This is a genomic window from Azospirillum griseum, assembly GCF_003966125.1.
In the GTDB taxonomy this organism is placed as follows: domain Bacteria; phylum Pseudomonadota; class Alphaproteobacteria; order Azospirillales; family Azospirillaceae; genus Azospirillum; species Azospirillum griseum.
In genome coordinates this window covers 26,445-37,703 of sequence record NZ_RXMA01000037.1, presented here as the reverse complement: position 1 = coordinate 37,703, position 11,259 = coordinate 26,445, and the positions used below count along the sequence as shown (strand labels likewise).

Sequence of the window (11,259 nt, the reverse complement as noted above, 5' to 3'; positions counted from 1 at the left end):
GCCGTCATGTTCGGCGAGCGTTTCTCAAAGGCGATGAGCGCCTGAGATTAAAACCCGCCCCGCCGAGCACGAAATTCCGGATACTCCCACTGCATCTGATCGCCGCTTGTTCAAGAGAACCGATCTTGCCTCCGTTGTTTGGGGAGGCGCTCAAGGATCAATGCGGGTGGAGAGCTGACATCCGATCGGCCATGCGCAGAACCCCTTGCGCGAGGCGGACGATGGCGGGGGAACCGATGAACAGCTCACGCAGCGCGTTGCCTTCGCCAAAGCGCAGCACGAAGCCGTTGGGGTTGAAGACCACGGCAATTTTTGAACGCTCCGACAGGACATGCTGGGTGCGTCCTTGAAACACGGCGTCCAGGATCGAGCGGCCAAACTCGCGGGCATCCTCCACGGGAAGGGAAACGATCTCTGGCTCCAGGCGACTTTCGTTGAACAGAAACACCCCCTCCAAACGCAACAGCTCTTCGTTGCTGTTGCTCTCGTCGTGCAGGGCGATGTGGGATAGAAACTTTCCATCGGGGAACAAGACGGTGCGGTCATCCACCTCGACGTTGATGACGAGTTTGCTTTTTGCCGACATGGCACCGTCCTTTGATCTGTGAGTCTTGGGAAAAACCCGATCAGCCGTTCATCCGTCGGGCCTTTTCGGCTTCGACCAACGCCGCGACGACATCCGCCATGCGGCGTTCGGCACGCCATCCCAACAGCCGCTCCGCTTTTCCGGGGTTGCCAACGCTGTGCGCGATGTCGGTTGGCCGCAAGAGGGCTGGATCGCTGCGGACATGCCGTTGCCAATCCAAACCAAAACCCTGGAACGCTTGAGCGACAAAATCTTCCAACCGGTGGGTTTCACCGGTGGCGATCACGAAATCCTCCGGCCTGTCATGCCGCAGCATGCGGGCCATGGCCTCGACATATTCCGGTGCCCATCCCCAGTCGCGGGCGATCGACAGGGCACCCAATTCGAGATGGTCGGCCTTGCCTTCGGCGATGTCGGCGGCGCCGCGAATGATTTTCTGGGTGACGTAGCGAACCGGCCGCAACGGGGATTCGTGGTTGAACAGGATCCCGGAACAGGCGAACAAACCATAGGCTTCGCGGTAATTGGCCACCGCCCAGAAGGCGGCCGCCTTTCCCACCCCATAGGGGCTGCGTGGGTGGAATGGCGTGGATTCGTCGGCGGGAAGCGAAGTGTTGCCAAAGCACTCGCTGGACGACGCGTTGTAAAAACGGCTGTCCAGTTTTAGAAAGCGGATGGCTTCCAGAATGTTGATGGTGCTGGTGATGGTGCTGTTCAGAGTTTCAACCGGTTGATCAAACGACAGGCCCACCGATGCCTGGCTGGCGAGGTTGTAGATTTCGGTTGGCTGGACACGGTTGATGACTTCCACAACGCTGCGGAAATCGGTCAGCACCGCCGAATGCAGGATCACGCGGCCCAAAATGCCCAGTTGCCGCAGATTGGCAAAGCTGGACATCTCCCGGTCGCGTGAGGTGCCGTGGACCTGATAGCCCTTGCTCAGCAGCAGATGGGCCAGATAGGCCCCATCCTGTCCGGACACCCCGAAAATCAGAGCGGTTCCGGCAAGGCCGTTGATGGGCTGGGCAACGGTCATTGGCACCTCGCCGACACAGGCGAACGGATCAGCGATGGCTGTCGCCGTTGGCGGTCAACCGCATGTCGGCATCGACCATCTCGCGGACCAGATCGGGAAACGCGGTGGTGTGGGTCCAACCCAGCTTTGCGCGCGCTTTGCTGGGATCGCCCAGCAGCAAATCCACTTCGGTCGGTCGGAAATAGCGCGGATCGATGCGGACGATGGTCTTGCCGGTCTTGGCGCACACGCCTTCCTCGTCAACCCCATTCCCACGCCAGTCAATGGTGCGGCCGACATGACCGAACGCCAGCTCGACAAACTCGCGCACCGAATGGGTTTCACCGGTCGCCAGCACGTAATCGTCCGCTTCGTCCTGTTGCAGGATGCGCCACATCCCTTCGACATAGTCGCGGGCATGGCCCCAGTCGCGCTTGGCGTCCAGATTGCCCAGATACAGGCAATCCTGCTTGCCTTGTTCGATGGCGGCAACCGCGCGGGTGATTTTGCGGGTGACGAAGGTTTCCCCGCGCGTCGGCCCTTCGTGGTTGAACAGGATGCCGTTGCTGGCGTGCATGGCGTAGGCTTCGCGGTAATTCACCGTGATCCAATAGGCGTACAGCTTGGCCGCCGCGTAGGGGCTGCGGGGATAGAAGGGGGTAGTTTCCCGCTGCGGGGTTTCCTGCACCTTGCCATACAATTCGGAGGTCGAGGCCTGATAGAAACGGGCGGTCTTTTCCATCCCCAGAATGCGGATCGCCTCCAGCAGCCGGAGCGTGCCGATGCCGTCGGCGTTGGCCGTGTATTCGGGCGTCTCGAAGCTGACGTGCACGTGGCTTTGGGCGGCGAGATTGTAAATCTCGGTCGGTTGAACCTGCTGCACCAGGCGAATCAGATTGGTGCTGTCGGTCAGATCGCCGTAATGCATGAAGAAGCGGACGTCTTCCTCGTGCGGATCACGGTACAGATGCTCGACCCGACCCGTATTGAAGGACGAGGATCGGCGCTTGATGCCATGAACGACATAGCCTTTGCCCAGAAGAAGCTCGGCGAGATAGGCACCATCCTGCCCGGTGGCACCGGTGATGAGGGCAACTTTGCGCAAAGGACCGACCCTTGTCTGTACAGCGTTGATGATCGGGCACTATCCTCAAATGGTCTTGGCAAGGCAAGGTTCTTGAGCTTGGCAGGACCCGCGCCCTGCAGCCGCTGCCCGGCGCGAAACACAGTTGCCGCTTGCGGGTTGGAAAGATAGGGTGCCCGCCGAATGGCCCGGCCGCCGTTGGTGGCTGTGGCTTCTTTAGAACCTCCGGCTGGACGGTTGCCGATGCACCGGCGCACCGGGCCGCATCGCACGGATCCTCATGACCACCGTCGCCGAAGCTCTGCAGATCGTCGTCGGGTTCTACCGCTCGGGGCGCTTGGACGACGCGAGCGCGCTGAGCGCCCGCATTCTGGAGGTTGACCCGCGCAACGCGCACGCCCTGCATCTGATGGGGTTGGTGGAGCGCCGACGAGGGGACCGCGAGAAGGCGGCGGCCTTGATCCGCGAGGCGTTGCAACACGCGCCGGACATGGCCGACGCCTGTTGCAATCTGGCCGCCATCCTGACCGATCAGGGGCAGGTCGATGCGGCGGCGGCGGCCCAGCGCCGGGCGCTGGTGATCGATCCGGCGATGGAGGCGGCTCATCATGGGGTGGGTGCCTTGCTCGCCAGCCGGGGCGGTCCGCGCGACTGGGCGACGGCGGCGGTGGCGTTCCGCCGGGTCCTGCGCCTCAATCCCGAACGTGCGGACACCCATCACGATCTGGGTATCGCTTTGCGACAGGATGGTGCCGTCGATCAGGCCATGCTGTGCCAGTGCCGGGCGATTGCCTTGCGTCCGGAATTCGCCGCCCCCCAGATGAATCTGGGCAATCTGCTGCTCGAACTGGGCCGCTTGGATGAATCGCTGGTGTGCTTCCGCCGGTCCCTTTTGTTGGAGCCGGATCGGGGGACGGCTCTGTACAACCAGGGCAACGCGCAGCACGCCGCCGGCCTGCCCGAGGCGGCGGTGGACAGCTACGCCCGCGCGGCAAAGGGTGGCGTCCACTTGGCTTTGACGCGGCTGGCCGATGTGTTGATCGGGTTGGGTCGCGATGGCGAGGCGGAGCGGGCGTTGCGTCTGGCCCTGACAACCGCAGACAGCGACGTGCCGGGTGCCATCGACATGCTGTCCGCCTTGCTGGTGCGGCAGGGCCGTTTCGCGGAATCGCGGCGGTTTTTCGCCGACTACCGGGCACCGGCCCAAGGCGATCCCAACATCTACCGCATCGAGTGCCTGACCGCCGTCGCGGAAAGCTGGCTGGCCGAAGGCGCGGTGGATCGCGCGGTGGAGGTTCTGGCGAACGTCCATGGGCATGGCAGCCGCTTTTTCACGGTGAAATCGATCGCTGGGTTGCGGCAGGTCTTGGCGCGGCAGGGAAAGCGGCTGGACCGACCGTCCAACCCGGATCCGTCACAGCCACGCGTTTGTTCGTCGACCCTCGCCACCCATGGCCGTTTCGCGCACAACGCCCTTGAGTATGTGCTGTTGCGGCTCTACACCGAGACGTTCGGCTATCGGCTGGAAACGCCGGATTGGGTCGGTGGTTATTATTTCGATCTCGACGACCCCAAACCCAGCGGCGGGCTGAAGCCATTTCATTTTGCACGGCGCATTTTGAACGATCTGGTGACGGGCAAGCGGAACGATCCGCGCCCGGATGTGGACATCCTGTCACCGTTGTTCCTGTTTGAGCATCGCGAGGAATGGCGGGAGCGCGTGCAATCCTGGTTGCGACCGCGTCCGGAATGGTTGCCACATGTCGAACCGGCGATGCAGGCGCTGCGCGACCGGGGCAACACGGTGATCGCGTTGCACATCCGTCGTGGTGACTTTGTTTGGTTCCGCTACACCATCACCGAGACCGTGTGGTACGTCGATTGGCTGAAGGCGCTGTGGCCAACGCTGGACCGTCCAGTTCTGTACATCGCCACCGACGATCCGGCGATCATCACGGATTTCGCGGAGTTCGCGCCGTTGTCGTTGGCGGACGTTGCGGAACCGTGGCAGGGCTTGGAGTTTCTCCAGGATTTCCACGTCCTGATGCACGCCGATGTGTTGGGGGTCAGCGCGCAAAGCGGTTTCAGCCAGCTTGCCGCCCTGTTGAACCCCAACGCCCGTTTGTTTGTCGAACCCGATGCGGCGGCAAAGCGGATCCAACCCTATTCCCCCTGGACAAGATCGCCCGATCCGGCCATTCCCTAACACCGCATCATCCAACCGAGCGAAAGCGACGCCCTGAGTGGGCGGAAGGACAGCCCCATGGACCTCGCCACCAAGGAATTTTACGACGATTTTTGGCCTCGTTTCGTGCCGATTTACGACGAGACCAAGAAATACATGCTGGAGACGCTGAGCGAGCGCAAGATTGGCACCGCATTGGATGCCGGCTGTGGTCACGGCATCTGTTCGGTCATCCTGTCGGAAATGGCGGACAAGGTGGTGGCGGTCGATGTGTCGTCCGACAGCCTTGCCACCGCTCGCGAGCAGGGGCGCCGCTTTGAGCGTTCCAACATCGAATACCATCACCAGGATCTTCAGGAACTGGACCTGTCCCTGGGGCCGGTGGATTTGGTGTGGTGCTGGGGGGTGGCGATGATGGCCCCCGACCCGATGAAGGTCATGCGCAACCTGATGGACATCACCAAGCCGGGCGGAACCGTCTATCTCGGCCTGTATCTGAAGACCTGGCTGTCGCCGGTGCATGAGGCGGTGCGTCACTTTTGCCGCGCCTATATGGACACGCCCGCCCGGCGCAAGCTGGTCGGTGGTTTCTTCACCGGTCTGACCAAGCTGGCCTGCCTGTTGAAGGGGCAGGAAATCAACCGTCGTGCCGACAACGTCTCGATTCAGGCCCAGGTCGAGGATTGGTATTATCCGCCCTTCAAGACCTTCTATTCGATTGAAGAGATCATCGCGCTGTTCGAACGCAACGGCTTCAAGGCGGAATGCATTCAGGATCGCTTGGGGCGTATGAAGAGCGCCACGATCTTCGTGATCCGGGCCACCAAGAATGGCTGACGCGGCGACGGGACGCAACGGTCCTCCGGTGCCGCCCGATTGGGCGGAGTTGGGGCGTCTGTTGTCCCGTGGCTACATCGACAGCGGCTTCATCGGTGGTGTCACCCGCGTGCCGGTCGCGGATGTGGTGCGCGACATGTTGTCCGAGGCGCGCGCGGACGAACAGATCGATGAGATCCGGCGGGCCGCCGCCGCCGCCGGTCTGGATGCCGGGACCGCCCGCATCCTTGAGGTGGGGTCGGGGTGCGGCATGACCGTGGTGCGCGGGCGCGTCGCCCATGGGCTGGACATCCACGGCATTGAACCCAGCATGGGGGAATACAGCTCAACCCTGGACGTTTGCCGCCGGTTGATCGACCATTATGACCTGCCGGTCAATGCGGTGCGCGACGCCACGGGCGAGGCGATCCCCTTTGCCGACGCCAGCTTTGACATCGTTTATTCCTCCAACGTGCTGGAGCATGTCGGCAATCCGGGCGCGGTGCTGGACGAGGCGTTGCGGGTGTTGAAGCCCGGGGGGCTGTTGCTGATCGTGGTCCCGAATTACGGCTCCTGGTGGGAGGGCCATTACGGCATCCTGTGGCTGCCGGGGATGCCGGCCTGGCTGGCCAAGCGCTATGTCCGGCTGTTCGGGCGCGATCCGGCCTATGTCGATACGCTCAATCTGATCGACCGTCGCTGGTTCGACCGCTGGCTGTCCCGTCACCGTGGGGTGGAGGTGCTGGGATGGGGGTGGGAGGTGTTTGAACGGCGGTTGCGCACGCTTGATTTTGGCGAGTGGGCCGCGTTGTCGGTCGCCAAGCGCATCGTCACGCTGGTCCACCGTTCCGGGCTGTTGCGGCCTGCGGTGTGGCTTGCCCGTCGGTTGCATTGGGAGACGCCGATCATTTTCGCGGCGCGCAAGCACCGTTCAGACTGAGGGGCATCCGGCGGGTCGGCCCGAATGCCCCAGAGCGGGCGTCAGGACAGATTCTGTTGCATGGCGATCAGGGACATCCATTCCAGCGCCCGGTTTTTCCATTGGTAGTTGGCGGTAAACGCGGCGCGCTGCTGGTGCATTCTGTTTTTCAGCGCCGGATCGCCGCTTTCCCATTGCCGGATTTTGGCGATCAGCGCGGCGGTGAAGGCGTCCTTGAAGGCGGGGAGGTTGGCGTCGTCATACCGAAGCATGGTGGCGAAACCGGCGGTGCTTTCCGGCAAGGCCCCCCGGTCGGAGCAGATCAGACTGCACCCGGCGGCAAGGGCTTCGATGGGGGCGATGCCGGAGGTTTCCTCGAACGCGGTCGGGTAGGCGACAATGGCGGTGTCGAACAGCCGTTCCGCCAGATTGGCATGGGACAGGGGGCCACGGTATTCCGCGCCGTCGGGCATGCCATCGCTCAACCAACCATACTGGTCGGCCTCTTTGCGAACACCATAGATCGACTGCCCCGAATAGACGGCCAGACGGACGTTCGGGCATGCGGCCCGAACCGTTGGCCAGATCTCCAGCAACGTGTCCAACCCGCGTGTGGGGGCTGACACATACGCCACCTCCAGCGCCGCGCGCTTGCGCGTGAACAGGGTGTCGGTCGCATCCGTCAGGCTGGCGGGACCACGCAGGACAAAGGGGTTGCAGGCGTTTCGAATCACGCAGCAGCGTTCCGCCGGAATCGTGTTCGGGAATTCGCGCAGGAAGATCTGCTTTTGCCATTCGCTGACAAAGACGATGCCATCCGCCAAGAGCGCGTAGTCTGTATCCAGGTAATGGGCCAGACAGCCCAGATCATGAAACATCACATTGTGCTGGATGTGCACCCAGAGAAAAACCGGCACATGCGGTGCGACGATCTGCTTCACCATGGGCAGATTGAGCGCGTTGTTGCTGACGATGACGGCGTCGATGTCGGACAGGAAGGAGGTGGGGATGCATGTGCAGTCCAGCACGGTCACACCGCTCTTGCGCCGCGTCGGCTCGCTGAGGATCCCCAGATTCACCTCGTGGCCTTCGGCAGCCAGGCTGTCGGAAAGATAGAGCAAGGATGAGATGATCCCGCCCATGCCTTCGGTCTCGCTGTAGGCATCGCTGGCTTTGGACTGATGGGAATCAACGATCAGAAGCTTCATAGACGACGGTCTTTCCGTAAGGGAACGGCTGTGTTGAGGGTGACGGGGTGAGCGCAGCGACGATCATCGGGCTTTGCTGGGGTTTTGCACCAGCCGCACCGATTGACCCGCAAAAATGCCGCGTGCTATGCCGCGCCGCAAGGTTCGACGGCGATTGCACCTTTCCCTTGCCGTTGTTGCCCCCGCCTGTCCGGCCAAGGAGTGTATCATGGGACCTGAGATCACGCGCGCCAGGGAACTGCATCAGGCTGGGCGTCGTGACGACGCGCTCGCCATGCTCGACCCGTGGCTGCACGATCACCCCCATGATGAGAGCGCGCTCAATCTGGCGGGAGCCATCCGCTTCGAGCTTGGTCGTGTGGACGAGGCGGAGGCCCTGCTGCGGCGGCTGGTGACGCTGGCCCCGGCCATGGTCCAGGCCCGCATCAATCTGGCGGTGACGCTGCAAGGGCGAACGCCCCACATTGCGGCCCAGCAGCTTCGCGTCGCCATCACCCTGATGCCGGAGCATGGCGATGCCCATCGCCTGTTGGCGGGCACGCTGCACGATGGCGGGGATGTCGACGGGGCTTTGCGTCACATCCGTCACGCCGTGTCGCTGACACCCGGCAACCTCACCTTGATTGGGCAATTGTCGGTGACGCTGCGGAGCGCGGGCATGGCGGCGGAGGCGGCGCGGGTGCTCGACGACAGCCTGCCCGCAGACCACGCGGCCCGCGCATCGATCCGCAACGACTTGGCGAACGCCCTGTTGTCCCTTGGCCAGCCGGAGCGGGCCGAGGCGGTCATGACGGAGGGAGTGGGCACCTTGACGGTCGAAGGAGAGCGGATTCTGGCGCGCGCACGGCTCTATGGCGCGATCGCGCAGGATGCCCAACGCACCGGCCTTCCTGATGGGCTGCTCGTGCGCGCTCCATTCTCCGTGCTGTCGGGGTATGGGGATTTTGCCCAGCATTTCGTTCGGGCCTTGATGGGGCGCGGCCAGACTTTGCGCCTGGCGGGGCTGTATGGTGAGGAGGAGTGGCGTCCCTCCTTCGACGACCCTGTTCTGCGGGCGGCTGCGCGACGGCTGGGCGAACCGATCCGTGCCCGCTTGGCGGTCAGCATGCTGACGCCGCCTCTGGTGGAGGCGATTCCCGGTGTGCCGACGGTCAACTACACCATGTTCGAGGGGCCGCGCATTCCCGCCTCCTGGGCCGCTTGCAACCGTGGCCATGATCTGGTGCTGGTTCCAACCGAATCCTCGCGCCTTGCCTGGATCGCCGCCGGACATCCGGAGGATCGCGTGCAGGTCTGCCCGCCAGGAATCGCCCCCAATCCAAACGATGTGTCGGCCCGTCCGGCGGTCATTTCCGGGCCGCGTGGTCGTGCCCTGTCGGATTACCGGCTGCGGGTGCTCAACATCTCTGATTTCATTGCCCGGAAAAACATCGATGGGCTGCTGCGGGTTTGGCTGCGTGCCACGCGCGCCGACGACGACGCCATTCTGGTTTTGAAGATCGGAAAAGGCGGAACATCACTGCAACGTGACATCGCGCCGCTGGTCGCGCGCTCCGAAGCGGTTACGGGCCGTCGGTTGCAGGATGCGGCCCCGATCGCGTTTCTGCTCCATCGCTATGACGACACCAGCATCTCCTCCCTTTACGCCATGGCGACCCATTATTTCAGCCTGTCGCATGGCGAGGGGTGGGATTTGCCGATCACGCGGGCCGGATGTCTGGGAGCCGGGCTGATCGCGCCCCGGCACAGCGCCTACACCGCCTATTTGAACGACCGTGTGGCCCACCTGATTCCCACCACCGTTGGTCCGGCGCGCATGCCGTACAGCGACGATTATTACCCGCCTTTCCATGGGCTTGACTGGTGGCACCCCGACGAGGAGGCGGCGGTCGACACCCTGTCCCGCATCATCCGCGATCCGGATGGCGAGCGCCGTGACGCCGCCCGCCATCTGGTGGAGAATTTCACCTGGGACGCCGCCGCCCGCCGTTTGCTGAACCTGTTGGATGGGGTGGGGCGCTGACGCCCCCATCCCCGTTTCGTGTGGGTTCGTGGGAACAGGGGTGCGGTTGCGGCGTTACTGGGTGGCGTTGACGAAGCTTTCCGCGAAAGCGCGCCAGGTGCGTTCGGTGCGGATGAAGGCCTTCGCACGGTTGGCCCGGGCCTTGGCGGCGGCGCGGTCGGTGTAAAGCCGCTCCAGCGCTTCCACCAATTCATCGACCGAGGATTCCCCCCAACCGAAGCGGCTGCCGTCGCGGTCGGTCACGGGCATTTGCCGATCCAGCGTCAGGCACAGATCATCGCCTTGGGTGGGGCTTTTCAGCAAATCCCGATGCCCTGTGTTGTTGGACAGGATCACCGGGACGCCGCAGGCCATCGCCTCCATCGCCACCAGATTGGTTGCCCCTTCGCACCGGTTGGGGAAAACCGCCGCGTGGCAATCGGCCAGGACCCCGGCGATCTGGTGTCGGCCAAGGAATCCCAAATCGCGGAACCCAACCTCGTCGGCCCCGTTCTCCAAGGCCCAGCGCTTGACATCGATCATGTTGTTGGGCTGGACGTGGGGGGGGCGTGGGGCCAGCGGGGATTCGGCCATGGTCATGCCCACCTCGGGCCAGGCGTTTTGCCAGGCTGTGACCAGCAGCGCGTCAGGGTGGCGTTGGCGGAACCGCAAAAAGGCGGCCAGAACGATGTCCTGCCCCTTGCGGAACTCCAGCTTGCCACCAGAGAAGATCACGAAACGGTCGCCGAAACGACCGCTGGGCGCTTCCTCCACCATTTCGGTCGGGTCGATCCCCTGGAAGGCGAGGGTGACATTGTCGAACCCCCAGATTTCCAGGACCTTCTGGTTGAACGTGGAATGGACGACGATGCGGTCATACTGGCGGGCACGGGCCATCACCTCGGGGGTGAAGTGCGTGTCTTCGTAGGCGATGACGCCGACGTTGCGCCGCCCCCGGAACCGCGCCGACGGTCCCCCGGCCGTAAAGCCGTTGCCCAACGCGTGCAGGACATCGAACTCCTTCAGCAGAAGCGTGTGTCCCTTGGCCTGGTCGGCCATGGCCGTGATCTGCTGGTAGGGGCCTTCCAGCGCCTGGAGGCGGGCGCGGTTTTCCGGTCGCAGCGTCCCCATCAGAGGCCGTTCCAGAAGCAGGGGCGGGCGGCCTTGATCCGCCAGATACAGCGCGGTGTGGACGCCCACCAGGCCCCATCCATGGACCTCCGTGAGCTGCCAGGTGAAAGCCAAGTTCGGAATCATGCGGGGGAACCCTGTTCTGGCCGTCCGATCCGTTGGAACGGCGGGCGGCGGACGATCTCGCGTTGGGGCGGCGCTTGTCAAGAAATCCAGGGCGGCTCACGTCACGGACAGCAACGGATTCCGTTTGAGGTCTGTGCCCGGTGTCGGGAAAATGCGTCGAGCGGGCTGGATTTCCCCCCGTCCCGGT

At 63.5% G+C, this 11,259-nt stretch carries 9 protein-coding genes; 4 read left to right on the top strand and 5 right to left on the bottom strand.

The genetic code is table 11. The features are described from left to right. Positions 1 to 157: 157 nt before the first annotated feature. From EJ903_RS23635 to gmd, 3 genes are read right to left on the bottom strand one after another with little or no spacing between them, the layout of a single operon-like run. A complete protein-coding gene (locus EJ903_RS23635; RefSeq protein WP_126620114.1) occupies positions 158 to 586 on the bottom strand; it encodes a hypothetical protein in 429 nt (142 codons plus the stop codon). Between the two features lie 40 nt (positions 587 to 626). Further along, entirely contained in the window at positions 627 to 1,622 is a 996-nt protein-coding gene (locus EJ903_RS23630) for a GDP-mannose 4,6-dehydratase (RefSeq protein WP_126620112.1), read from the bottom strand. Between the two features lie 28 nt (positions 1,623 to 1,650). Beyond that, positions 1,651 to 2,706, bottom strand: coding sequence for a GDP-mannose 4,6-dehydratase (gmd, locus tag EJ903_RS23625; RefSeq protein WP_210211540.1), 1,056 nt, complete (start codon positions 2,704 to 2,706; stop codon positions 1,651 to 1,653). 259 nt (positions 2,707 to 2,965) lie between these two features. Here gmd and EJ903_RS23620 point away from each other — a divergent pair, with 259 nt between their 5' ends. The 3 genes from EJ903_RS23620 to EJ903_RS23610 are packed head-to-tail and all read left to right on the top strand — an operon-like array spanning position 2,966 to position 6,626. After that, positions 2,966 to 4,891, top strand: coding sequence for a tetratricopeptide repeat protein (locus EJ903_RS23620; RefSeq protein WP_126620108.1), 1,926 nt, complete (start codon positions 2,966 to 2,968; stop codon positions 4,889 to 4,891). A 57-nt stretch (positions 4,892 to 4,948) separates the two neighbouring features. After that, positions 4,949 to 5,707 carry a class I SAM-dependent methyltransferase gene (locus EJ903_RS23615; protein ID WP_126620106.1) on the top strand — a complete coding sequence of 253 codons (759 nt, stop codon included), beginning with the start codon at positions 4,949 to 4,951 and terminating at the stop codon, positions 5,705 to 5,707. Continuing rightward, positions 5,700 to 6,626: a class I SAM-dependent methyltransferase gene (locus EJ903_RS23610; protein ID WP_126620104.1), complete on the top strand. Its 927-nt coding sequence runs from the start codon at positions 5,700 to 5,702 to the stop codon at positions 6,624 to 6,626. Before EJ903_RS23615 ends, EJ903_RS23610 begins: the two co-directional genes overlap by 8 nt. A 41-nt stretch (positions 6,627 to 6,667) precedes the next feature. Here the strand turns inward: EJ903_RS23610 and EJ903_RS23605 are convergent, their stop codons facing one another. Continuing rightward, on the bottom strand, positions 6,668 to 7,813 hold the full coding sequence (locus EJ903_RS23605; RefSeq protein ID WP_126620102.1) for a glycosyltransferase family 4 protein: 1,146 nt from the start codon (positions 7,811 to 7,813) through the stop codon (positions 6,668 to 6,670). A 208-nt stretch (positions 7,814 to 8,021) separates the two neighbouring features. Here EJ903_RS23605 and EJ903_RS23600 point away from each other — a divergent pair, with 208 nt between their 5' ends. Further along, positions 8,022 to 9,836 carry a tetratricopeptide repeat protein gene (locus tag EJ903_RS23600; RefSeq protein WP_126620100.1) on the top strand — a complete coding sequence of 605 codons (1,815 nt, stop codon included), beginning with the start codon at positions 8,022 to 8,024 and terminating at the stop codon, positions 9,834 to 9,836. A 54-nt stretch (positions 9,837 to 9,890) separates the two neighbouring features. Here the strand turns inward: EJ903_RS23600 and EJ903_RS23595 are convergent, their stop codons facing one another. Further along, entirely contained in the window at positions 9,891 to 11,015 is a 1,125-nt protein-coding gene (locus tag EJ903_RS23595) for a glycosyltransferase family 4 protein (protein WP_246015897.1), read from the bottom strand. Between the last annotated feature and the right edge of the window lie 244 nt (positions 11,016 to 11,259).

Bases quoted from the DNA above. Each gene is read 5' to 3' on its own strand.
- EJ903_RS23615 (WP_126620106.1), top strand. From the start codon at position 4,949: ATGGACCTCGCCACCAAGGAATTTTACGACGATTTTTGGCCTCGTTTC.
- EJ903_RS23600 (WP_126620100.1), top strand. From the start codon at position 8,022: ATGGGACCTGAGATCACGCGCGCCAGGGAACTGCATCAGGCTGGGCGT.
- EJ903_RS23635 (WP_126620114.1), bottom strand. From the start codon at position 586: ATGTCGGCAAAAAGCAAACTCGTCATCAACGTCGAGGTGGATGACCGC.
- EJ903_RS23620 (WP_126620108.1), top strand. From the start codon at position 2,966: ATGACCACCGTCGCCGAAGCTCTGCAGATCGTCGTCGGGTTCTACCGC.
- EJ903_RS23610 (WP_126620104.1), top strand. From the start codon at position 5,700: ATGGCTGACGCGGCGACGGGACGCAACGGTCCTCCGGTGCCGCCCGAT.
- EJ903_RS23630 (WP_126620112.1), bottom strand. From the start codon at position 1,622: ATGACCGTTGCCCAGCCCATCAACGGCCTTGCCGGAACCGCTCTGATT.
- EJ903_RS23605 (WP_126620102.1), bottom strand. From the start codon at position 7,813: ATGAAGCTTCTGATCGTTGATTCCCATCAGTCCAAAGCCAGCGATGCC.